At 71.4% G+C, this 22124-nt stretch carries 20 protein-coding genes; 7 read left to right on the forward strand and 13 right to left on the reverse strand.

The genetic code is table 11. The annotated features are described in order from the left end of the window. Window positions 1-5: 5 nt before the first annotated feature. Window positions 6-917 carry an SDR family oxidoreductase gene (locus VHU88_00710; protein HEX3610183.1) on the reverse strand — a complete coding sequence of 304 codons (912 nt, stop codon included), beginning with the start codon at window positions 915-917 and terminating at the stop codon, window positions 6-8. Further along, window positions 917-2110 carry an acyl-CoA dehydrogenase family protein gene (locus VHU88_00715; protein ID HEX3610184.1) on the reverse strand — a complete coding sequence of 398 codons (1194 nt, stop codon included), beginning with the start codon at window positions 2108-2110 and terminating at the stop codon, window positions 917-919. The genes VHU88_00710 and VHU88_00715 overlap by 1 nt, the downstream gene beginning before the upstream one ends. A 92-nt stretch (window positions 2111-2202) precedes the next feature. On the opposite strand from VHU88_00715, the gene VHU88_00720 reads away from it, so the two are divergent. After that, entirely contained in the window at window positions 2203-2730 is a 528-nt protein-coding gene (locus tag VHU88_00720; protein HEX3610185.1) for a MarR family transcriptional regulator, read from the forward strand. 21 nt (window positions 2731-2751) lie between these two features. Here the strand turns inward: VHU88_00720 and VHU88_00725 are convergent, their stop codons facing one another. The 7 genes from VHU88_00725 to VHU88_00755 form a co-directional block, all read right to left on the reverse strand. Continuing rightward, on the reverse strand, window positions 2752-3762 hold the full coding sequence (locus VHU88_00725; protein HEX3610186.1) for a phosphotransferase family protein: 1011 nt from the start codon (window positions 3760-3762) through the stop codon (window positions 2752-2754). 29 nt (window positions 3763-3791) lie between these two features. Then, window positions 3792-4910 carry a hypothetical protein gene (locus VHU88_00730; GenBank protein ID HEX3610187.1) on the reverse strand — a complete coding sequence of 373 codons (1119 nt, stop codon included), beginning with the start codon at window positions 4908-4910 and terminating at the stop codon, window positions 3792-3794. Window positions 4911-4918: 8 nt separating this feature from the next. Beyond that, window positions 4919-6526, reverse strand: a complete 1608-nt coding sequence (locus tag VHU88_00735; protein ID HEX3610188.1) for a class I adenylate-forming enzyme family protein — start codon at window positions 6524-6526, stop codon at window positions 4919-4921. Next, complete coding sequence (locus VHU88_00740) at window positions 6511-7299, reverse strand: enoyl-CoA hydratase/isomerase family protein (protein ID HEX3610189.1); 789 nt, start codon at window positions 7297-7299, stop codon at window positions 6511-6513. Before VHU88_00740 ends, VHU88_00735 begins: the two co-directional genes overlap by 16 nt. A gap of 145 nt (window positions 7300-7444) precedes the next feature. Then, entirely contained in the window at window positions 7445-8620 is a 1176-nt protein-coding gene (locus tag VHU88_00745; GenBank protein ID HEX3610190.1) for a CaiB/BaiF CoA-transferase family protein, read from the reverse strand. Beyond that, complete coding sequence (locus VHU88_00750; GenBank protein ID HEX3610191.1) at window positions 8617-9840, reverse strand: thiolase family protein; 1224 nt, start codon at window positions 9838-9840, stop codon at window positions 8617-8619. Before VHU88_00750 ends, VHU88_00745 begins: the two co-directional genes overlap by 4 nt. Beyond that, window positions 9837-10241, reverse strand: coding sequence for an OB-fold domain-containing protein (locus tag VHU88_00755; protein ID HEX3610192.1), 405 nt, complete (start codon window positions 10239-10241; stop codon window positions 9837-9839). The genes VHU88_00750 and VHU88_00755 overlap by 4 nt, the downstream gene beginning before the upstream one ends. A gap of 107 nt (window positions 10242-10348) precedes the next feature. On the opposite strand from VHU88_00755, the gene VHU88_00760 reads away from it, so the two are divergent. From VHU88_00760 to VHU88_00785, 6 genes are all read left to right on the forward strand, one after another. Then, window positions 10349-11185, forward strand: coding sequence for a MaoC/PaaZ C-terminal domain-containing protein (locus tag VHU88_00760; protein ID HEX3610193.1), 837 nt, complete (start codon window positions 10349-10351; stop codon window positions 11183-11185). Then, on the forward strand, window positions 11182-11754 hold the full coding sequence (locus VHU88_00765; GenBank protein HEX3610194.1) for a nuclear transport factor 2 family protein: 573 nt from the start codon (window positions 11182-11184) through the stop codon (window positions 11752-11754). The genes VHU88_00760 and VHU88_00765 overlap by 4 nt, the downstream gene beginning before the upstream one ends. Before the next feature lie 82 nt (window positions 11755-11836). Further along, window positions 11837-13315, forward strand: coding sequence for a pyruvate, phosphate dikinase (locus tag VHU88_00770; GenBank protein HEX3610195.1), 1479 nt, complete (start codon window positions 11837-11839; stop codon window positions 13313-13315). Beyond that, window positions 13312-14739, forward strand: coding sequence for an FAD-dependent oxidoreductase (locus tag VHU88_00775; GenBank protein HEX3610196.1), 1428 nt, complete (start codon window positions 13312-13314; stop codon window positions 14737-14739). Before VHU88_00770 ends, VHU88_00775 begins: the two co-directional genes overlap by 4 nt. After that, a complete protein-coding gene (locus VHU88_00780) occupies window positions 14736-15560 on the forward strand; it encodes a TIGR03620 family F420-dependent LLM class oxidoreductase (protein ID HEX3610197.1) in 825 nt (274 codons plus the stop codon). The genes VHU88_00775 and VHU88_00780 overlap by 4 nt, the downstream gene beginning before the upstream one ends. Next, window positions 15557-17068, forward strand: a complete 1512-nt coding sequence (locus VHU88_00785; GenBank protein HEX3610198.1) for an AMP-binding protein — start codon at window positions 15557-15559, stop codon at window positions 17066-17068. Before VHU88_00780 ends, VHU88_00785 begins: the two co-directional genes overlap by 4 nt. Before the next feature lie 6 nt (window positions 17069-17074). Here VHU88_00785 and VHU88_00790 read toward each other — a convergent pair whose 3' ends face one another. The 4 genes from VHU88_00790 to VHU88_00805 all read right to left on the reverse strand — a co-directional run bounded on the left by VHU88_00790 (window position 17075) and on the right by VHU88_00805 (window position 21972). Then, window positions 17075-17818, reverse strand: coding sequence for an SDR family oxidoreductase (locus VHU88_00790; GenBank protein ID HEX3610199.1), 744 nt, complete (start codon window positions 17816-17818; stop codon window positions 17075-17077). A gap of 21 nt (window positions 17819-17839) precedes the next feature. After that, window positions 17840-18832, reverse strand: coding sequence for an alpha-ketoacid dehydrogenase subunit beta (locus VHU88_00795; protein HEX3610200.1), 993 nt, complete (start codon window positions 18830-18832; stop codon window positions 17840-17842). Next, window positions 18829-19836: a thiamine pyrophosphate-dependent dehydrogenase E1 component subunit alpha gene (locus VHU88_00800; protein HEX3610201.1), complete on the reverse strand. Its 1008-nt coding sequence runs from the start codon at window positions 19834-19836 to the stop codon at window positions 18829-18831. The genes VHU88_00795 and VHU88_00800 overlap by 4 nt, the downstream gene beginning before the upstream one ends. Before the next feature lie 168 nt (window positions 19837-20004). Beyond that, window positions 20005-21972 (reverse strand): MFS transporter, encoded by a 1968-nt coding sequence (locus tag VHU88_00805; protein ID HEX3610202.1) that lies wholly within the window; start codon window positions 21970-21972, stop codon window positions 20005-20007. Window positions 21973-22124 lie beyond the last annotated feature (152 nt).

The following is a 22124-nucleotide window of genomic DNA, read 5'->3' on the forward strand; positions in this document are numbered from 1 at the left end:
TGCCCTCAGCCCTTGTCCGGGTTCGCGGTCCACCCACCGGACTGCGGCACCCCGGCCTCGGCGACAGCCTTGATCAGGGTGTCCACGCTCCAGCGGCCGTCGGTGTCCAACTTCCACCCCGGGTCCTTCTCCCAGGGCCGCAGGCGTTGCACGCGCGAACCTCCGACGATGAAGGCCTGGCCGGTGATCTCGCAGTCCGGGCTCGCCAGGTAGACCACGAACGGGCTGACGTTGGCCGGGTTGAACCGGTCGAACTTGCCCTCCTTGGCGGCCAGCGCGTCGCCGAACGCCTGCTCGGTCATGCGGGTGCGGGCCTGCGGCGCGATCGCATTCACGCGCACCCCGTAGCGGCCCAGTTCCTTGGCCGCCACCTGGGTGAACGAGGCGACCGCGGCCTTGGCGGCGGCGTAGTTCGCCTGACCGGGATTGCCGAACACCCCGGACTCGCTGGTGGTGTTGATGACCGACGCGCTGACCTGACCGCCGGACTTGGACACGTCGCGCCAATGCCGGCCGGCGGCCCGGGTGACGGTGAACGTGCCGCGCAGGTTGACGTGGACGACCAGGTCCCAGTCGTCGTCGTCGAGGTTGATCAGCACCCGGTCGCGCAGGATGCCCGCGTTGTTGACCACGACGTCGAGCCGATCGAAGGACTCCAGCGCGGTGTCGATCAGACGCTGCGCGCCGGCCGCATCGGCGATGTCGTCGGCGTTGCTGACGGCCTGCCCGCCGGCCGCGCGGATCTCTGCCGCAACCTGCTCGGCCGGACCGGCCGCGGTGCCGGTCCCGTCGGAGTTCCCGCCAAGGTCGTTCACGACTACCTGCGCGCCCTCGGCGGCCAGCAGCAACGCGTGTTCCCGCCCGATCCCACGCCCGGCGCCGGTCACGATCGCGACCCGCCCGTTGAGGTGTCCCATCAGCGTCGTGGCTCCTTCGGTAGGCCGAGCACCCGCTCGGCGATGACGTTGCGCTGGATCTCGTCGGTTCCCCCGCCGATGCGCATCCCGGGAACGCCGAGCACGTACTCGGCCCAGGCGAACGTGCGGATCTCCCCGGTGTCGGCGAGGATCCGCGGCCCCAGTGCGAGGGTGACCAGGTCGGACAGGGCCATCAGGTTCGCGGACAGCGCGAGCTTGGCCAGCGACATCTCCGGCCCCGGCACTCCCCCGGAGCGCACGTTCTCCTCGGCCCGGCGGCGCATGGCCTTCGCGGCGGTGACACCGCTGTAGACCTTCGCGAAGGCCTGCGCGACCGCGGGGTCCTCGGCCCGGCCGATGGCGTGCAGCCACCGCGCGAGGTCGTCCATCCGGAAGATCCCGGTCCCGCCGGTGCCGCCGCCGCCGATCGCGCCGCGTTCGAAGCCGAGCATCGCCAGCGCGACGGCCCAACCCTCGTCGACCTCGCCGAGACGGTTGGCATCCGGCACGACGACGTCGGTCAGGAAGACCTCGTTGAAGTCGGCCGCGCCGGTGATCTGACGCAGCGGGCGCACTTCCACGCCCGGCGTAGCCAGCTCGACGAGGAACACGGTCAGGTTGCGGTGCCGCGGTCGCGCGGCGGTCCGGGTCAACGCGATGCCGATGTCGGAGTAGTGCGCGCCCGAGGTCCAGACCTTCTGGCCGTTCAGCACCCAGTCGGTCCCGGAACGCGTCGCGGTGGTACGGACCGCGGCCAGGTCCGAACCCGCGCCGGGCTCGGAGAAGAGTTGGCAGCCGACCGCGTCCGCGCGCTGCAGCGCGGGCAGCCACCGGCTCCGGGTCTCCGGTTGCGCGAAGGCGTCCACGGTCGGGGCGACCATGCCGAGGCTGACGGTCAGCGGCGCCTTGGTCGGGACGTCGTGGGCGCGTTCCTGCTCGCGCCAGGCCCGTTCGTGCGCGCTGGACAGGCCGCGACCGCCGTCGGCGACCGGTCCGGTGATCCAGCCGAATCCGGCGTCGTGGACGGTTCGCTGCCAGGCGCGCGCGGCGTCGGCCTCCGCGGTCGTCGAGCCGCGGAACAGCCCGACGCGGTCCTCGACCTCGGCCGCTGGAATGTCGATCCGGCGAGCGGTGTGCGCGTCCAGGAAGGCGCGCGCAGCGGCGCGGAAGTCCTCGACCGAGGGTTCAGCCACCGCCACCTCCGAAAACTCAAGCTCTCATTAGTCGCAGTATAGACTATTTGTCGTGCGATAGAATGGGCAGTGGTCCCGCCGAAGGAGAGTCGATGGCCGCAGAGTCCAGCAACGGCAAAAGCCCGGCTGCCACGACGCATCGCGACCCGGTCGACTGGGCCCGTCACTACTGGCGCGAGCAGAAGCTGGGCCCGGGCGAGGACGCGTTCATCGCGATGAGCTCGGTTCTGCGATTCCACCGGATCATGTCGGTCTCGGTCGAGGACGAGCTGAAGAAGCACCAGCTCAACCTGACCGACTACATGCTGCTGATGACGCTCCAGCTGTCGGAGACGGGTACCCGGCTGGTGTCCAAGCTGGCCCGGAGCCTGCTGGTGCACGCCACCACCGCCACCTTGGCCACCGATCGTCTCGAGGGCCGCGGGCTGCTCGAGCGCAGCCCGCACCCCAGCGACCGTAGGGCGACCCTGGTGACGATCACCGCCGAGGGCCGCGCTCTGGTGACCAAGGCGTCGAAGGCACTGGCCGAGTTCGACTACGGCCTGGCCGGCACCAGCGAGCAGGACCGCGCCGAACTGGTCGAGGTCCTGGCGCGGCTGCGCCACGACAGCGGCGATTGAGCGGGCGACCGACCCCACTCCTCAGCGCTGCGCCTCGCGTTCCAGCAACGCGAGCAGCCGATCCAGCGGCACCTTCTTGCCCATCGGCGAGCCCTGCGCAAGCAGTCGGTCGGCCCGGACCGCGAGGATCGTCAGCCGCAGGGTGGAGAACACCTGCCAGAACCGCAGGGCGTCCGCGTCGACGGCCACTCCGGTGCGTGCCGTCCAGGCCGCGAGGATGTCGTCGACCTCCCACTCCTCGGCGATCAGATGCTCGCGGTGATAGATGGCGCACGTGTGCCAACCCAGGTCGTCGAGGGGGTCGCCCAGCCGGGCGAACTCCCAGTCGAGCAGGGCGCTGATCCGACCGGCGTCGACCAGCACGTTGGCCGGCCGGAAGTCACCGTGCAGCAGTACCTGCCGATCGGGCGGCGGCGGCGCCAGCTCCTCGAGTCGGCCGAAAGCCTTGTCCAGCCGGGAATCCCGGCCCGCGCCTGAGGCGCGCTCGGCGGACAGCTCCGCGCGCCAGTGGGTCAAGCCGGCCCGGGCCGGATGATCGAGCCGACTGCCGAGCGCCGGCTCGACGACGTCAACCGGGACGGCGTGCACCGCGGCGAGCACCTCGATCAACTGCTCGGCCAGGGCTCGACGGCCGGCCGGGCCGAGGCCCAGCGGGTCCGCTGGTGTCAGTATCTCGCGGTCGGACCGTCCCCGAACGCGACCCTGGACCACCGTGGGACGGCCGAACCACCGGCACGAGCCGTCGCTGAACCAGGTCGGCGCTACCGGCACGGCCCCGCCCTGCAGCAGTGCCAGCAGATCGAACTCAGCCTGCAAGGAGTTCGCTACCACGCCCTCGTCGGGGTCCTGACGGACGATCAGTTCATGCTGGGTGCGGCCGGCCGCCGTGGTCCAGGTCGCGTCGACCGCCCAGTTCTCCTTGGAACTGCCACCGCCGAGCAGGGTCGGTTCGCCGACCGTCGGGTCCGCACCGGCAGGCAGCTGCGCCGCCAGCATCGCGTGGAGGCACTGCGCCAGATCGACAGCACCCATACCGAACTCGCTGCGCTCGCTCGCCGACCTCACTGATCGGCCCGGACGGGGATCGCCTCGGCGTAGCGGCCGTAGCCGGGCAGCACCATGTACTCCACGACGCCGTAGCCGACCTGGCCGGCGTGGGTGACCTCGACGAGGTGGTCGCTGCCTGCCTTGGCGTAGCGGTAGATCTGACTGGTGTCGGTGAGGTCCCAGACGTCGTGCTCCGCGGTGGCCGCGCCGCGCCACTGCCCCTGGAACCAACCGTTCCAGCCCTCGTAGCCGCCGCCACGCAGGTGGGCCCGACCGGGCAGAGCCCGTAGGGCGAACTCCAGTCGCGCTCCGTCGGCCAGCCGGATCTCGATCGTGCCACCGGTCAGGGTCGGCGCCGGGGCGCCGGCCTCCCAGGTGAGGTCGTGCTCGACGGCGACGATCGGTTCGGCGCTCACCTTGCCGGCCAACCCCGGGGTCAGCCCCGCCGAGAGGTGGACCGGGCGACCGGGCGCGGACTCCTGCAGGTAGATGTGCAGGCCGAAGTCGGGTAGTTGCAACGGGGCGAACAGCAGCATGCGCCACTCCGGGCGCTCACCGGGCGGCATGCCGGGTGCCCGAGGCAGCGGCCGGGTTCCCCAGGAGTGGTCGCGTTCACCCCAGAACCGGTCCTCGGTAAGGGTTTGCTCGACGCCCGGTGCCCGCAGCGTGCCGGTGGCCCGGCCGTGCTGGACGTAGCGGATCGCGTCGTAGGTGGTTCGGCCGCGGCTGACCTGGAAGAAGCGGCCCTCCAGCAACGGTTCGGTGCGGGCCCGCCATCCGATGTCGAACTCGACGCCGGACTCGTTCGGCTCCAGGATCAGCCGTAGTTCCCGCATGGGCCGTTCCACCTCGACCCGCAAGGGCCCGACCGAGGTCGCCGTGCCGTTCGGGAGCAATGTGCGCGACAGCCGCAGATTGCGTTGGGTTCCGGCGTGCGCGAACGCGACGAAGCCCTCCATCGCGTCGACATTCGGGTACTTGCCCAGACCCAGGCTGAGCACCGAATCCCCGCCGACGACGTCCTGGATGCTGATCCAGTAGCGCTCGCGCCAACTCGGGTCGCTGGTCGCGACCATCGAGTGCGGCAGCGACGTCTGGTGGGTGAAGAACTCGTCGGCCTCGGACAGCTGCATTTGGCTGGTCACTCCCTGGTGAAGGCACTGCGCAAGGTCTTCTTGTCGACCTTCTCGCCGGGCAGGGTGGGCAACGGCTCGGCGACGAACTGCCACGCGCTGGGAATCTCGAAGTAGGCCAGTCCCGCGCGCAGGTACTCCCGCAGGTCGGCGGCCGAGACGGAGGACCCGGCACGACGCCGGACCACCGCGGCGACCTCCTCGCCGAGATCGAGGTGCTCGACCCCGAAGACCGCCGCCTCGGCCACCTCGGGATGGCGCAGCAGCACCTCCTCGACGTGGGGGCAGGAGATGTTCTCCCCGCCGCGGATCGCGATGTCCTTGGCCCGGCCCATCAGGAACAGGTAGCCTTCGGCGTCGATGCGACCGAGGTCGCCGCTGCGCAGCCAGCCGTCGGCGGAGACCACCCCGTCGGTGACGGGGCCGTCGGGCCCGAGATATCCGAGCATCACCGTCGGCGCCCGGGCCTCGACCTCGCCGACACCGGCCTCGTCCGGGTCGGCGACGCGGATCTCGACCGCGCTGATCGGACGGCCGACGGTCCCCGGTCGGGTCTCGAGGTCGGTGTGGCCGGCCGAGGTGAGCACGCCGCCGGACTCCGTCATGCCCCAGGTGTTGCCAAGTCCGCCGCGCTTGAGCTGCGGCAGTCGGTCGACCACGCGCTCCAGCAACGCGGCCGGGACCGGCGCGCCGCCCATCGGCAGCGCGCGCAGGGAACTGAGGTCGCGGTGGGCGAAGTCCGGGTGCTCGAGCAGCCGCGCGGCCATCGTGGGCACGCCGGCGAAGGTCTGCACCCGTTCGGCCTCGATCAGTCGGAGCACCTCGGCGGGGTCGAAGCGGCCGGTGTTGAACACCAGTTTCGCGCCGGTCAGCAGCGCCAGCAGCGTGTTGGAGATCCCGCCGATGTGGAACAACGGGGTGCACACCAAGCTCACCGACTGCGCCCGCGCCGGGTCCAGGTCCTGCGGCAGCCGGCCCGTGCGGGCCATCAGGTTGTGCTGGTTGGCGATGACCGACCGCCGCGACAGCACGACCGCCTTGGGCGCGCCGGAACTGCCCGAGGTGAACAGGATCAGCGCCGGGTCGTCCTCCGTGCCGTCGGCGCACTTCGAGTCCGGCCGGACCGCGTCGGTGTACGCCCTTGCCAGCTCGTTCATCTGACGTACCGTCACGCCGGCCGGGGCCCAGTCGGCGCGGTCGGTGAGCACGGTGGTCGGCGCGGTCAGCGCCATCGCGTGGTCGAGTTCGGCGGCGCTCCACCAACGATTGCCGTAGACCGGGATCGCACCCAGCCACCACAGCGCCCAGGTCGCCAACGGGAACTCGGGGGTGTTGAACGACAGCAGCAGCACCCGATCGCCGGGGCGGACCCCGGACTCGACCAGGATCTGGGCCGCGGCCGGGATCGCCGTCCGGAACCGGCCATGGGTGATCCGGCGCTCGCCCTGGACCAGGAACTCCCGGTCGGCCCAGCGATCGGCGCCCACGAGCAGGTCGGCCGGCGACGTCGGCCGGGGCGCGAACATCCGGCCGGGGCGGCCCGCGCAAACCCCGTCGACGATCTCGGTGCCCCAGATCCGGGTGAGGTCTCCGGCCACGCTCAGGCTCCGGTCCATCGGCCCGGTCGGCCTTCCTGGAAGGCGGTCACGGCCTCGACGACGTCGTCGGTGCGGTTGGAGATCGCCTCGTAGGCGAACCCGGTGTCCAGGACCTCGTCGATGCGGGCGGCCAAGCCCTTGTTGAGGGTTCGCTTGGTCAGTTGGACGGCGATCGGCGGCAGCGCCGCGACCCGACGGGCCAACTCGAATGCCCGCTCCCGGACCTGCTCCGGGTCCTCGACCAGGTCCGAGACCAGGCCGAGGTCGAAGGCCTCCTGCCCGGTCAGCGGTTCGCCCCAGAGCAGGTGACGTTTGGCCCGCAGCAACGGCAGGTTGACCGGCCAACTGATCGCCCCGCCGTCGCCGGCGACCAGCCCCATGTGCACGTGCGGGTCGACGATCTGCACCGTGGGGATGGTCACCACCGCGTCGGCGAGCAGCACGAGGCTGGTCGCGACACCGAACACATGCCCGTGCAGGGCGACCACCAACGGCTTGGAGAAGTCCGCGAATCCACGGTAGAGCCGCCGCCCGCCGGCGACGCCGGCCAGCAGTCGGCCCAGGTCCTTGTGTCCGGCCAGGATCACCTCGGTGTCGCCGCCGGCCGAGAAGTGCTTGCCTGTCGAGGTCCACACCACCGCGCGGACGTCCCGGTCCCCGTCGAGGTCGGCGAGCAGCCCAGGCAGTTCGCCGAGCAGGTCGTCGTCGAAGCGGTTCAGCAACTCCGGCCGGTTCAGCCGCAGTTCGGCCACGCCGTCCACGAGCTCGACCAGCGCAGTGGTCGGATCCACACGCACCCCCTCCTACAGGGCGGCCAGGTCGGGCAGCCGGCCGGATTCCTTTATCGCCGAACCGATCTCGGCGCGCACCACGCCCGGTCCGCCCAGCAGCGGTTCGAGCACGAGAGCGCGTCGGATGTACCAGTGCAGGTCATGTTCACACGGCGACCTCGGCGCGCACAGCCTCCACCGGGGGCACTGCGCCGGACGCGCGCAGCGCGGCAAGTCGGGCCGGGTCGATCCCCCAGTCGAGCAGGGCGGTCGCGGTGTCGGCGCCGATCGCCGGGGCGAGGCCGGGCGCTGCCGCGGCGGTGCGGCTGAACCGCGGGGCCGGTGCCGGTTGGGTCAGCCCGCCGACGTTGACGAAAGCGCCCCGGGCCCGGTTGTGCGGGTCCGCGGGCGCCTCGGCCGGGGACAGCACCGGGGCGACGCACGCGTCGAGATCGGCGAACACCGCGGTCCACTCGGCCCGGGTGCGGGAGGCGAAGACCTCGGTGAAGCGGGCCCGCAGCGTGGGCCAGTCGGCCCGGTCCATCTGCCGGGGCAGGGCCTCGTCGGACAGGCCGAGGCCGCGCAGCAAGTCGGTGTAGAACTGCGGTTCCAGGGCGCCGACGCTCATCCAGCCATCATCGGCGGTTCGATAGGTGTCGTAGAACGGCGCGCCGCCGTCGAGCAGGTTGGTCCCGCGCCGGTCGGACCAGAAACCCTGCGCCCGCAAGCCGTACAGGAATGTGCTCAGCAGCGCCGAGCCGTCGACCATCGCCGCGTCGACCACCTGGCCGAGGCCCGAGATCGACCGCTCCACCAACGCGGCGAGCACGCCGACGGCGAGCAGCATCCCGCCGCCGCCGAAGTCGCCGAGCAGGTTCATCGGGGCGTGCGGCGCGGCGTCGGCGCGACCGAGCGGCTCCAGCGCCCCGGACAGCGCGATGTAGTTGATGTCGTGGCCGGCCTTGGCCGCCATCGGCCCGCTCTGCCCCCACCCGGTCATGCGACCGTAGACCAGGCCCGGGTTGTCCGCGAGCAGGACGTCCGGACCGATCCCGAGGCGTTCCATCACCCCGGGGCGGAAGCCCTCGACGAGCACGTCGGCGTTGTCGGCCAGGTCCCGGACGACTGACGGTGCGTCAGGATGCTTGAGATCCAGGGCGACCGAGCGCCGGCCGCGGGACAGCGGGTCGTGGGCCGGGGCGGGGCCTCGTTTGGCCGCGGCCGGGCGGTCGATCCGCAACACCTGTGCGCCGAGGTCGGCCAGGATCATGCAGGCGAACGGAGCCGGAGCGGCGCTGGCGATCTCCAGGATGCGGAGCCCGGCCAGCGGGCCGGTCGTCACCTCGCCGCCGGTGCTTCGAGGATGTGGACCGCGCACGCCGAGGCCAGGCCGATCACGTGCGTCAGCCCGACCCGGGCATCGGGGACCTGCCGATCACCGGCCTCGCCGCGCAAGTGGGTGGCCACCTCGTAGAGGTTGGCGACCCCGGTCGCGCCGATCGGGTGGCCCTTGGACAGCAGCCCGCCGGAGACGTTTACCGGGGTGGAGCCGTCGCGCCAGGGCTTGCCGGAGTCGATGAAGTCGCCGGCGCCGCCCGGCTCGCACAGTCGCAGGTTGTCGTAGTGGAGCAGTTCCGCGGTGGCGAAGCAGTCGTGCAGTTCGACCAGGTCGAGGTCCTCCGGACCGATGCCGGCCGCTTCGTAGGCGGCATCAGCGGCGTTGCGGGTCAACGTGTTGACGTCGGGCTGTACCTGTCCCCCGTCGACCCACGGGTCGGAGGTGAGCACCGAGGCGCTGATCTTGATCGCGCGGCGCCGGACGTCGGGGTCGAGCGTGCGCAATTTCTCGCCGGTGACCAGCACCAGCGCGGCGGCGCCGTCCCCGGTGGGGCAGCACATCGGCAGCGTGTTCGGGTACGAGATCACGTCGGCGCCGAGGATCTCCTCGAGGCTGAACTCCTTGCGGTACTGGGCGAGCGGGTTCAGCGTGGAGTGCGCGTGGTTCTTCTGCGCGACCTTGGCGAACTGCTCGGCGGTGATCCCGTGCGCCAGCGCGTACTCGGTGCCGGCCTGGGCGAACACGCCGGGCATGAGACCGGTGCCCAGCACGCCCTCGGTCTTCACCACGGCCCCGTAGCGGCCCTTGGGCGCGAACTCCTTCTTGGCGGGCTTGCCGCCGGCCCTCGACCCGTGTGACTGTGCGGCGTTGCCGATCAGGCCCATCTTCCCCATCTGCTCGACGCCGACGGCCAGGCCCATCTCCGCCTCCCCGGCCAGCAGCGAGAGCATCGCGACCCGCACGGCAGTCGCGCCGGTGGCGCAGGCGTTCACGACGTTGTAGACCGGCACGCCGGTCTGCCCGATCTGCTTCTGCAACCGTTGGCCGTTGTTGCTGCCGGCCTCGTAGACGTTGCCCATGGTCAGCACGCCGATGTCGGCCATCGCGGCATCGGCGTCGCGCAGCGCGGACAACGCCGCGTCGGAGGCGAGATCCATCAGGTCCAGGTCCGGGAAGCGCCCGAACCGCGTCATCGACGCGCCGACGATCCAGACCTCGGTCATGCGGCCCCTCCGATGGGCTCGAAGGCAAAAGCGATCGCCTCGGTGCCGTCGTCGTCGGTCCCGGCCACGAACGTCACCAGTCGCACTTTCAACTGGGCGGTTACGGCTGCCGGATCAGTGACCCCGAGCAGGTTCGCCTTCACCCGGCCGCCGCCGTCGAGTTCCACGACCACCGAGGTGTAGGGCGCCGGCAGTCCTGGTGCGGCCCGGTGCACGATCGTGAAGGCCCGCACCACACCTTCGGTCCCCAGCGGACGGCGCTCGAACTCGGCGCCGGAGCAACGCGCGCAGGCGTTGCGGCGGTCGAAGTAGGAGGCACCGCACTGCGCGCAGAACCAGGCGACGAGATGGGGGGTGCCCTCGAGCACCAGATAGTCCACGGCGGGCAGGGCTGGCGCCATCGGCGGCCTCCGGAGAACGGGCGGACCAGATTGTCACTGCACTTAATTGTCGCAGTATGAATCATATAGTACTAGACTAATTGCCACCTGACCACAGGAGGCAGCCCATGCCGCTGGACCCCGCCGGACTCGGTGTCGTCAGCGATCCCCGTCCGGTGAGCTGGACGGCCAAGGACTGCGCGATCTACGCCCTGGGCGTCGGCGCCGGCGTCGAGGAACTGGCCTTCACCACCGGCAACACCAAGGACTCGCCGGCGCGGATGCTGCCCACGATGCCGGTGGTGCTCGGCGCTGACATGGGCGTGCTGAAGGCGCTGGGCGGCGTCGACTGGGTCGGGGTGCTCCACGTGGAGCAGGGCGTCGAACTGCTCGCGCCACTTGCGGTGGCCGGCACCGGATCGGCGCGCACCCGCATCACGCAACTGTGGGACAAGGAGAAGGCCGCGGTCGTCGTGACCGAGACCGAGGTGCGCGACGAGACCGACACCGCGCTGTTCCGAACCCGCTGCTCGCTGTTCGTGAAAGGCGCCGGCGGGTGGGGTGGCGAACGCGGGCCGAGTGGCGGCGACGACGATCCGACCGACAAGCCCGACGACACCGTCACCTACGTGACCCGAGGAGATCAGGCGCTGCTCTACCGCCTCTCCGGCGACCGCAACCCGTTGCACTCCGACCCGGCATTCGCTGCCCGGGCCGGGTTCCCGCGGCCGATCCTGCACGGCTTGTGCACGTTCGGGTTCGCGGGCCGGGCAGTGCTGCACGCCGCGGCCGGCGGCGACCCGGAACGGGTTCGCAGCTTCGCGGCCCGGTTCGCCGCGGTCGTGTTCCCCGGGGACACCCTGCACATCGATCTCTGGCAGAACGGCTCGGAGGTACGGTTCTGTGCACGTAGGGAGGACGGGACAGTCGTGTTGAGCCAGGGCCGCGCGAGCATCGCGCCATGACCCCTGTTCCAGGGTGGCAGCCGGTGCTGGACGCGATCGCCGCCGCGCACGACCCGCGGGTGCGCCATGCCCTGCAACTGGTCGCCGACCACGTCGTCGCCGAGGTGGCCGGGGACGTCGAGGGAGTCCTGGCGACCTTGTCCGACGAACCCGTCTACACCGTGTGGGGATCCTCGGACAGCGTCGGGCCGGTGGGCCGGGCAGCCGTCCGGACCTTCTACGAGGCGTTGGTGGGCAGCGGGAAGAACCGCCTGGACTACGTGCTGACCCGGGTCGTCGCCGACGCCGGCGCGGTGGTTACCGAGGGCGACTTCCACCATGTGTTCCCCGGTGCCGCCCTGGCCGGTCGCGTAGCGGTCGACGTGCTGCCCGACCGGTGGTACCACGTGGCCTACCGCGCCCTGGTCGTCTGGGTCGTCGGGCCCGACGGACGTCTGTCCGGCGAGGACATCTACGCCGGCGAGGCCCCGCGGGTGATCCGTGAGATCAGCCCCGAGGAACTCCCCCATCTCGGCCCGGCCACCCGAGCGGCGGCCGGCGCCCACCCTGACCATCGCCACACCGCCTGAGGGAGCCCGGTGACATGAACGACCTTCCCACCCTGCAGATCGTTCGGCTCAAGGGCCGCGCCGCCGCCGGACGAGCGCTCTGATGGCACTGGTGGTGTTGAGCGGGTCCGGCACGCTGGACCGCGAGCACGTCGGTGGAAAGGCCTGGGGCGTCGACCGGATGCTCGCGATGGGCCTGCCGGTGCCACCGGCCTTCGTGCTGACCACGGACGAGTGCCGCCGGTTCCGCGACAACGGCGACACCCTCGACGAGGCGGCGATCACCGCGCTCGCAACGGGTCTGACCCAGCTTCAGGAACGCACCGGCCGGCGCCTCGGCGACCCGGACTCCCCGCTGCTGGTCTCGGTTCGTTCCGGTGCGGCACGCAGCATGCCCGGGATGATGGACACAATCCTGAATCTCGGAATGACCCCCGACGTGCAACGCGCGATTGCCGACCGCAGCGGCGATCCCGGTCACGCCGCGGATCTGACGCGGCGACTGCACGAGCAGTTCGAGCGGGTGGTCGGCACCGCCGCGCCGGAGTCGCCCATCGACCAACTGCGGGCCGCGGCGGCCGCAGTTCTCGGCTCGTGGATGTCCGAGCGCGCGATTGCCTACCGCCGGCACCACGGCATCGCCGAGGACCCCGGCACGTCGGTGACCGTGCAGGCGATGGTGTTCGGCAACCTCGACGCGACTTCCGGCACCGGGGTGCTGTTCACCCGCAACCCGCTCACCGGCGAGGCCGTCCCGTACGGCCAGTGGTTGCCCGGCGGGCAGGGCGAGGACGTGGTCTCCGGACGGTTCAACGCCCTGCCCCTGAGCGATTTGGCGAAGACGTTGCCCGATGTCCACGCCGAGTTGCTCGACTGCGCGCAGCGTCTGGAGGCAGGCACCGGCGACGTCCAGGACATCGAGTACACCGTGGAGTCCGGCCGACTGTTCCTGCTGCAGACCCGAGCGGCCAAGCGCTCGCCGGACGCCGCGATCCGCATCGCGGTCGAGATGTGCACCGAGGGGGCCATCGACCGGGCGGAGGCCTTGCGGCGGGTGACCCCGACGCAGGTCGACATCGTGCTGCGGCCGCGGATCGCGCCCGCGGCCCGGGCGACCGCGGTACTGCTGGCGACCGGCGAACCGGCCTGCCCGGGCATCGGGCAAGGCCTGGTAGTCGGGTCCTGCGAGGAGGCCGAGGATCTCGCGGACACCGGCGGATCGCCGGTGCTGGCCCGGCCCACCACCGACCCGGACGACGTCTCCGGGATGCTCGTGTCGACCGCGATCGTGACCGAGATCGGCGGGGCCACCAGCCACGCCGCAGTGGTCTCCCGCGAGCTGGGCACGCCTTGTCTGGTCGGCGCCGGGCCGGGTGTGGTGGCGAAACTGACTGGGCGTCAGGTCACTGTGGACGGCACGACCGGCGAGGTTTTCGACGGCATCCTGCCGGTGACCGAAGGCAGCCCGGACGACCCGGCCCTGGGCAAGTTGCTTGCCTGGGCCGGCGAGGTCGGCGGCTCCTCGGGTCGCCCGCAGGACGTGTTGCGCGCCGCGCACGCGGCGCTGGAGGCAGACCGATGAACGACGTCGATGTCCTGGTCGTGGGTTCCGGCGCCGCAGGGCTGAGCGCGGCGTTGGCGGCCCACGAGCAGGGCGCCCGGCGGATCCTGGTCAGCGAGGCGATGGCGGAGGTCGGTGGGTCCTCGCGGTTGTCCGGCGGCATCGTGATGGGCGCGGGCAGTGCCCTGCAGCGGGCGGGCGGGATCGAGGACGACCCGGCAGATCTGTTCCACGAGTACATGCAGCTTCAGCGCTGGGACGTCGCCGCCGGACCGACGCGCCGATTTGCCGAACGCAGCGGCGGCACCATCGACTGGTTGGCCGCGCACGGCGTCCCGTTCTTCCCCCGCCTGATCTTCGGCGGCGACGAACGCAAACCGCGGTCGCACTGCGTCGACGGCGGCGGCCAGGCCTTGGTCGACGCGCTGCGCCGGGCGTGCGAGGCCGCGGACATCGACATCGCGCTGGGCCGCCGGGTGGACCGACTTCTCACCTCCCCCGAGGGCGCCGTGCTCGGGGCCGCCGTCGGCACCGACGAACTGCGCGCCGAAGCCGTGGTGCTCACGGTCGGCGGTTTCGGCGCCTCCCGCGACCTGCTCGCCCGCTGGTTCCCGTCGGCCTGGGACGCCGAGCGCACCTGGTACATCGGCAGCGACGGCGCGGTGGGCGACGGGTTCGCCCTCGGGGCGCAGGTCGGTGCGCAGGTCGCCGGGCACGATCGCGGGCTGCGTACCCTCGGGCCGGGCGGCTCCTTCGTCAACGAGGCGTTCCTGCCGGGCTGGACCATGCTGCTCGGCGCTGACGGCCGGCGGTTCGCCGACGAGACCGCGCCGTACGGGATCCTCGACGGGCTGGTCCGCACGCACGGCAACGCCGCGTTCGTCGTGCTCGACCAGGCCTGCCTCACCCCGTCGGCGGCGGCGGCGCAGCAGTACCGGGACTGCTACAAGCAGGTCTGGCCCAACCATCCGCCGTTCGCGCCGCGCCACTACCGCGAGGACTTCCTGGAGTTGCTGCGCGCAGACGGCCGGGCGGTCCAGGCCCCCGACCTGACGGCGCTGGCCGCGGCCCTCGACCTGGCGCCGGATGTTCTGGTCGGCGAGGTCGGGCGCTACAACGCGCACTGCGCGGCCGGGGTGGACGCGGACTTCGGTAAGGCGGCAAAATTCCTGCTCCCGCTGCGGACTCCGCCCTTTCACGCCGTACCGGTGCGGCCGGTGACCGTGAACGTCACCGGATGCGGACTGCGGATCGACTACCAGGCAAGGGTTCTGGGACCGACCGGCTCACCGGTCGCGGGGCTGTTCGCCGCCGGTGAGTGCGTCGGCGGGCTGCTCGGACACGTGTACATGGGCAGCGGGAACTCCCTCGGCCTGGCCTGCGGGGTGGGTCGGATGGCCGGTGAGGCGGCCGCCGCCCGGGCGCGCGCGACGGTGGCAACATGAGTTGGGGCCTGCTCACCAGCCGGTCGCGGCTGCGTACGGTGGACGCCGGTGCGGCCGCGGCGCAGGTCGAGGCCCTCGGCTTCGACACCCTCTGGGTCGCCGACCCGCGCGAGGATCTGCCTTTGCTGGACGAGGTTCTCGCCGCGACGACCACGTTGCGAGCGGCTACTGCCGTCCTGTCCGTGTGGGCGCCGCCGGCCGGTGCGGTGGCCGACTGGTGGTCGGTGCTGCCGGAGCAGCAGCAAGAACGGGTGCTGCTCGGGCTCGGCGTCAGCCACGCATTGTTGGTGCCGCAGTACGAGAAGCCGATGGCGGCGATGACCGCGTACCTGGACCGGTTGGACGCCGCCGGGGTGCCGGCCGCCGCGCGGGTCCTGGGCGCCAACGGCCCACGAATGGTCGAGTTGGCCGGCCGGCGCGCCGCAGGCACGTTGACCTACCTGACCATGCCGGAACGGACCGCTGCCCAACGCGCCGCGCTCGGCCCGCAGCCGCGGATCGCCGCGGAGGTCAAGGTCGTCGTCACCGATGACCGGGCCGAAGGCCGCAGCCTGGCCCGGGCGCACCTGGCGACCTACCTGGGGTTGCCCAACTACTTGGGCAACCTGCGCACGATGGGCTTCACCGACGAGGATCTGACACCGCCGGGCAGCGACCGTCTCGTCGACGCCTTGGTGCTGCAGGGCGCGGCCGCCGCGCTGGAACGGGCCGCCGAGCACCGGGCGGCCGGCGCGGACGCAATCGCCCTGCACGCGTTGAGCGCGACGGGCCTGCCCCGCGACGCCTGGCGGGAACTGGCGGCGCAGGCCGGTGCCGTATGACGTTCGCCCGCGCCCTCGCGCGGTCCCGCCCGGACCAGATAGCCCTGCGCGACCCGGTCCGCGACTGGACCTGGGCCCAGGTCGACGACGCGCTGCGTCCTCGGGTCAACGCGTTGCTGAGCGTGCAGTGGCGCGGGCCGCGGCGGGTCGCGGTCCTCGCCGAGAACAGCGGCGAGACGCTGCTCTGGTATGCCGCCTCGACCCTGTCCGGAACCTCGGCCGTGGCGGTCAACTTCCACCTCGAACCGGCCGAGGCCGCCTGGATCCTGACGCACAGTCAGGCCGATGTCCTGCTGGTCGACGACGCCACCGCGGAGTGCGGCGCGGCCGCGGCACGGCTGGCCGGCGTGCGCCTGGTGATCGGCGGGAGCGGCGCAGTCGCCGGAGTGCAACCACTTGAGGCGGCACTCGCCGACGCAGCCGACGACGAGCCGCCCACCGACCATCCACCGCGTCCGACGGTGGTCTACACGTCCGGCACCACCGGACGCCCGAAAGGCGTGGAGCTCCCGCCGACCTCGTGGGTCGGCGGCGCCGACATCACCGAGCACCTCGCCCGACTGGCGGAGTCCGCGATGGTCGCGCACGGCAGGCATCTGGTCGTCGGGCCGCTCTACCACGCCGGTCCGATCGCCGGGACGCGGTTCTTCGTGGGCGGCACCCCGGTCACCGTGCTCGGTCGCTTCGACCCCGAGCGCCTCCTCGCCGCGGTCGAGCGCGACCGGATCGCCACGATGATCGTGGTCCCGACTCACCTGCAGCGCGTCGGCGCACTGCCCCCGGCCGTGCGGGATCGCTACGACCGGTCCTCGCTGCGGTACGTGCTGCACGTCGGCGCGAAGTTCCCGGAGGAGGCCAAACGGGCCACCATCGGCTGGCTCGGGGACGTGCTGTGGGAGTCCTACGGCGCCAGCGAGGTCGGCACCACCTGCCTGATCGGCGCGGGCGAGTGGCTGGAGCGTCCGGGTTCGGTGGGACGGGCGGTCCCGCCGTTCGAGGCGGTGATCCTCGACGACGACGACAAACCGGTCGAGCCCGGCGTCGAGGGGCGGTTGTTCTTCCGCGACACGAACGGCCACGGGATGCATTACGTGGACGCGCCCGAGGCGAGCGTCGCCGGGACGGCGCCGTTCACCCTCGGCGAGATCGGTCGGATGGACGCCGAGGGCTACGTCTGGATCACCGACCGGGCCTCGGATCTGGTGGTCAGCGGCGGGGTGAACATCTATCCGTCGGAGGCCGAACAGGTCCTGGGCACCCATCCCGCGGTGACCGAGGTCGCCTGCATCGGGGTCGCGCACGCGGACCTCGGAGAGGTCCTGCTGGCGTTGGTCGTCCCGGCGGTGCCGAACCCGGACGCCGAGGAACTGCTGGCCTTCTGCCGGAGCAACCTCACGCTCTACAAGTGCCCACGCAGCCTGCGTTTCGTCGAGGCCTTGGCGCGCACGCCGGTCGGCAAGATCGACAAACGCGCGATGCGCGCCGCCCACGCGGGCGCGCAGGCCTGAGCCGACTCAGCCGTTCTGTGCGGCCTGGAAGTAGGACAACGTGCCGAGGGTGAGCCCGCCGTCGACCCGCACCACCTGACCGGTCACGTAGCCGGCCGCGGGCGAGGCCAGCAGCCAGATCGCGTCGGCCACGTCCTCGGCGGTGCCGCTGCGGCCCAACGGGATCAGGGCATTCGTGCGTGCCTCCCGCGCCGGGTCGCCCTGCCGGTCCGCGGTCATCTCGGTGCTGATCCGCCCGGGCGCGACCGCGTTGACCCGGATGCCACGCGGGGCGTACTCCAGCGCGGCCAGTTCGGTGAACGAGATCAGTGCGGCCTTGGACATCGAGTACACCCCGGTGCCCGGCACCGGCACGATCCCCGACATCGACGAGACGTTGACCACGGCCCCGCCGCCGTCGACCGCCAACGCGTCAGCGAGGTGACGGGTCATCAGCATCGGACCGAGCACGTTGACGTCGAAGACCAACCGGTAGTCCGCGACGGTCTGCGTGTCCAGGGTTCCGCGCCGGTAGATCCCGGCGTTGTTGACCAGTACGTCGAGGGTCGGCACCGCTTCGGCCAGCGTGCGCACCGCGGTCTCGTCGGTGACGTCGAGCGCGATCGCCTTCGCGCCGATCTCGGCGGCGGTGGCCTCCAGCGCCGGGGCATCGAGGTCGACGACGATCACCTCGTGCCCGGCCGCGACCAGTCGGACCGCGGTGGCACGCCCGATCCCGCGGGCGGCACCGGTCACCAGGGCGACGGACATGGGCCTGCCTTTCTACGCGGGTCAGCGACCGACGGTGGCCAGCACCGCGGCCCGGATGCGGTCCGGGGTCGGGTGGAACTCCAACGCGGTGCTGAACGGGACCGGGGAGTACCCGGCGCCGACCCGCAGCACCGGAGCCAGCAGTTCGCCGAACAGTTCCTCATTGATCCGGGCGGCCAACTCCGCGCCGGGTCCGCAGAAGGTGTGCGCGTCGTGCACGATGACGGCCCGCCGGGTGCGCTCCGCGGAGGCGAGGATCGTGTCGAGGTCCAACGGAACCAGGCTGCGTAGGTCGATCACCTCGACCGAGATTCCCTGCTCGGCGAGGGAATCGGCAGCGGTAACCGCGTTGCGGACCTGCATGCCGTAGGTGATCACCGTGACGTCGGTGCCGGCCCGCACGGTGTGTGCCGACCCGAGCGGGACGACGTGGCGACCCGGCGGCACCTCGCCCTTCTCGGTGAACGCCAATCCGATGTGCTCGACGTAGAGGCAGGGGTCGTCGTCGGCGATGCACGCCGCGAGCAGGCCCTTGGCATCGGCCGGGTTCGAGGGCACGACCACCTTCATCCCGGGCACGTGCATGAACCAGGCCTCGAGGTTCTGGCAGTGCTGGGCACCGAATCGTTGGGTGCCGACGGCGGTGCGGATCGTCAACGGGACCGGGGTGTGCCCGCCGGACATGTACCGCAGTTTCGCGGCGTGGTTGACGATCTGGTCCAGGCAGACCGTCAGGAAGTCCATGAACATGATCTCGGCGACGGGGCGGTAACCGCCGAGCGCAGCGCCGACCGCGGCACCGACGATGCCGGTCTCCGCGATCGGGGTGGCCCGCACCCGCGCGGTCCCGTACTTCGTGGACAGGCCCTTGGTCACCTTGAGCACCCCGCCGATGGGGTCGGCGATGTCCTCCCCCAGCAGGATGACCTTCTCGTCCTGCGCCATCGCCAGGTCGAGTGCGGCGTTCATCGCCTGGACCATGGTCATGGTCTCGGCCGGCTCCGTGACTGTCACGATTCCCCCTGGGCCGGGATGTGCGTCGCGTCGGCGAACACGTGCCGATACCGCTGATCCGGCGCCGGTTGCGGACTGGCCTGGGCGAACGCGAACGCGTCGGCGACCTCCGCGTCGACCTCCGCGTCGACCTCGGCGAGCACCGACTCGTCGGCCTGACCGGACTCGATCAGCCAGGCCCGGAAGTTCGGCGCCGGGTCGCGCGCCAACGCCGCGGCGAGTTCGTCGGCCGGCATGTAGCCGTAGTCCGCGGACCCGCTGTGCCCGGTCAGCCGATACGTGCGGCACTCCACGAACGTGGGTCCGCCACCGGACCGGGCGCGGGCGCAGGCCTCGTCCAGGACGCGATAGGTGGCGATCGGGTCGAAGCCGTCGACCGCCACCGTCGCCATCGCGTAAGCGGTCGCTCGGCCGGCCAGGTCGGTCGAGGCGGCGTATTCGACGATCGGGGTGTGCTCGCCCCACTGGTTGTTCTGACAGACGAACACGACCGGCAACTTCCAGAGCCCGGCCATGTTCATCGCCTCGTGGAAGGCCCCGATCGAGGTGGCCCCGTCGCCGAAGGTCGTGACGACCGCGCGCTGCGCGCCGTCGAGTTGCGCGGCGATGCCCAGACCGACGGCAATCGGCAAGCCTGCGCCGACGACCCCGGTGCTGGTCACGTAACCGACGTCCTGGTCGTGCAGGTGCATCGGCCCGCCCTTGCCACCGCACAGGCCGTCGGCGCGGCCGTAGACCTCGGCGAGGATGCCGCGCAACGAGGTGCCCTTGGCCACGGCGTCGCCCAGCGAGCGGTAGGTGGACACCAGTTTGTCCTCGACCCGCATTGCGGCACCGAGAGCGGCGCAGACGCCTTCCAGACCACGCACCGGGTAGAAGGCGGAGGCCAGGGCGCCGGACTTCACCTCTTCGGCCGCCCGGTCGCCGGTCGTGGTGATCGTGCGCATCAACCGGTACATGTGAAGCAAGGTCCGGTTGTCCAACTGCGAGCCGACCGTCGTCATGGCGCCTCCCGTCGGAGACATTAGTCAAGTACTAGACTATTTACAACCAGACATTGACCGGTGGTCGACCGTGCTGAGCCCTTACCGCAGCACGACGGCCAGGCCCACGTCGAGTTGTTTCTCGACGGCGCCTACGCCCCGCTCGGGCTCAACTGACCCGCCGTCAGCTCAGGCGTCGAGGTCCAGGTCGTGCACGAGCGCGCCGGCCGGGAGGTGCAGCGCGCGGGCCGCGGGCGTGCGCCCCTGCACAGCTACCGTCACGGTCACCGGGCCGCCCCGGGTCGGGCCCACCCGGTACCGACCGGCATCGTCGGTCCAGCCGCGGGCCAGCACGGCCCCGGTGTCGTCCAGGATAGTGACCAGCGCCGAGGCCACCGGCAACCCGACAGCGCAGACCGTCCCGAGTATCTCCGAGATCGGGTCGTCGTCGGCCACCACCTCGCGCAGGCGAAGGGGAAGTCCGGTGGTGGCCCCGGGGGTGACGTCGACCAACGTGGTGACCGGTTCCCAGACGCCGGCGGTGCCGCAGACGAGAAGATAGCGGCCGGCGCAGAGGTCGCCGAAGGCGTAGGAGCCGTCGTCGGCCGATCGGGTGCGGACCACCTCCTGCCCGTACGCGTCCAGCAGCGTGATCGTCGCCACACGGACCGGGACGCCCGCAGCATCGATCGCACCGGCCAGAGCACCGAACCCGAGCAGGTCCGCGGTCGCGGTTCGGCCGACGGCTGCGACCGGCGCTGCCGCAGCCCGGTGCGGGCGCAGGTACACCGCCCAGGTGATCACCGCGCACAGCACGTAGAACAGCGCGAACGCCACATACGCGCCGTTGCCGTTGTGCTGTTTCAGGAACGACTGCCGGAAGGAGATGTTGACGGCCACACCGCCGGCCGCCCCGATGGCACCCGCGATGCCGATGACGGCGCCGGTGCGGCGCCGGGCCTGGGCCCGGGCCTGCTCCGGGTCGGCCCCTGCGGCGACGGCCGCGGCCGCGCGGTCCCGGAACAACACCGGGATCATCTTGTAGGTCGATCCGTTGCCCAACCCGGAGGCGACGAACAGGCAGATGAAGCCGGCCAGGAACAACGGCAGCGATTTCTGGTGCGAGGCCTGCAGTACCAGAACTGCCGCGGCGATCATCCCGACGAACGTCCAGAACGTGATCACCGCCCCGCTGCGGCGGTCGGCCAACCAGCCACCCAACGGCCGGGCGACCGAGCCGACCAGTGGACCCAGGAATGTCAGGTAGGCGGCCTTCACCGGGTCCGGCATCGTCCTGGCCACGCCCTTGACCATGACGACGTGGCTGAAGTGCTCAGGGAACTGGACCAGGAGCACCTGCCCGAAGGCGAAGCCGAAACCGATGAACGAGCCGAACGTCCCGATGTAGAGCAGCGAGATTACCCAGGTCTGCGGCTCGGCGCAGGCCTCGCGCAACGCACGCTTCTCGTTGTGGGCGGTGGCGAGATTGTCCATCCTCACCGCGCAGACAAGCGCAGCGACCACGATCAACGGGATCAGCACACCGACCAGCACGCGCGGATGGGTCGCGCCGGCCGTGGCGAGCACCAGCAGGCCGAGCAGTTGAACCACTGCCACGCCCAGGTTGCCGCCGGCAGCGTTGATTCCCAGCGCCAGACCCTTCAACCGCTCCGGGTAGAACGAGTTGATGTTCGACATCGACGAGGCGAAGTTGCCGCCACCCACGCCGGCCACGGTCACGAGCATCAGCAACGTCCCGTAGCCGATACCCGGTCGCAGCAGGACCGCTGCGGTGATCGTCGGCAGCAACAACAACGAGGCCGAGACGATGGTCCAGTCCCGCCCGCCGAACCGGGCGACCGCCAGCGAGTACGGAACCCGCAGCGCGGCACCCACCCCGGCCGGGATCGAGACCAGCGTGAATTTCTGATCCGGCGTCAGACCGTACTGCGGGCCGAGGAACAGGATCAGCGTCGACCACATCGTCCAGACCGCGAAGCCGATGTGCTCGGTGAACACCGAGCAGATCATGTTGCGGCGGGCGATCCGTGCGCCGGTGCTCTCCCAGAACTCCTGGTCCTCGGGGTTCCAGTCGGTTATCCGTGGACGACGCCGGGCGATCAGGGGGGTGAATTGCGGCGGCGCGGCTACGGGCACTGGTCTCCTCGGCAAACGACGGCAATGACGCAGCGTCGCCGGACGGTGTTGCGCAACCATGTGTCCTTTGTTTCCCCCGGTTGAAACCAGCCGCACAGCGAACGCCGGCGGGTGGTCGCGCGCCCGGGCGAAAGAGCGCCGGGCGGCACCCG

This window comes from Sporichthyaceae bacterium (genome assembly GCA_036269075.1).
In the GTDB taxonomy this organism is placed as follows: domain Bacteria; phylum Actinomycetota; class Actinomycetes; order Sporichthyales; family Sporichthyaceae; genus DASQPJ01.

Coding starts and splice junctions, on each gene's coding strand:
- VHU88_00710 (HEX3610183.1), bottom strand. CDS start 917: ATGGGACACCTCAACGGGCGGGTCGCGATCGTGACCGGCGCCGGGCGT.
- VHU88_00720 (HEX3610185.1), top strand. CDS start 2,203: ATGGCCGCAGAGTCCAGCAACGGCAAAAGCCCGGCTGCCACGACGCAT.
- VHU88_00725 (HEX3610186.1), bottom strand. CDS start 3,762: ATGGGTGCTGTCGATCTGGCGCAGTGCCTCCACGCGATGCTGGCGGCG.
- VHU88_00730 (HEX3610187.1), bottom strand. CDS start 4,910: ATGCAGCTGTCCGAGGCCGACGAGTTCTTCACCCACCAGACGTCGCTG.
- VHU88_00735 (HEX3610188.1), bottom strand. CDS start 6,526: ATGGACCGGAGCCTGAGCGTGGCCGGAGACCTCACCCGGATCTGGGGC.
- VHU88_00750 (HEX3610191.1), bottom strand. CDS start 9,840: ATGACCGAGGTCTGGATCGTCGGCGCGTCGATGACGCGGTTCGGGCGC.
- VHU88_00755 (HEX3610192.1), bottom strand. CDS start 10,241: ATGGCGCCAGCCCTGCCCGCCGTGGACTATCTGGTGCTCGAGGGCACC.
- VHU88_00760 (HEX3610193.1), top strand. CDS start 10,349: ATGCCGCTGGACCCCGCCGGACTCGGTGTCGTCAGCGATCCCCGTCCG.
- VHU88_00765 (HEX3610194.1), top strand. CDS start 11,182: ATGACCCCTGTTCCAGGGTGGCAGCCGGTGCTGGACGCGATCGCCGCC.
- VHU88_00770 (HEX3610195.1), top strand. CDS start 11,837: ATGGCACTGGTGGTGTTGAGCGGGTCCGGCACGCTGGACCGCGAGCAC.
- VHU88_00775 (HEX3610196.1), top strand. CDS start 13,312: ATGAACGACGTCGATGTCCTGGTCGTGGGTTCCGGCGCCGCAGGGCTG.
- VHU88_00780 (HEX3610197.1), top strand. CDS start 14,736: ATGAGTTGGGGCCTGCTCACCAGCCGGTCGCGGCTGCGTACGGTGGAC.
- VHU88_00785 (HEX3610198.1), top strand. CDS start 15,557: ATGACGTTCGCCCGCGCCCTCGCGCGGTCCCGCCCGGACCAGATAGCC.
- VHU88_00790 (HEX3610199.1), bottom strand. CDS start 17,818: ATGTCCGTCGCCCTGGTGACCGGTGCCGCCCGCGGGATCGGGCGTGCC.
- VHU88_00800 (HEX3610201.1), bottom strand. CDS start 19,836: ATGACGACGGTCGGCTCGCAGTTGGACAACCGGACCTTGCTTCACATG.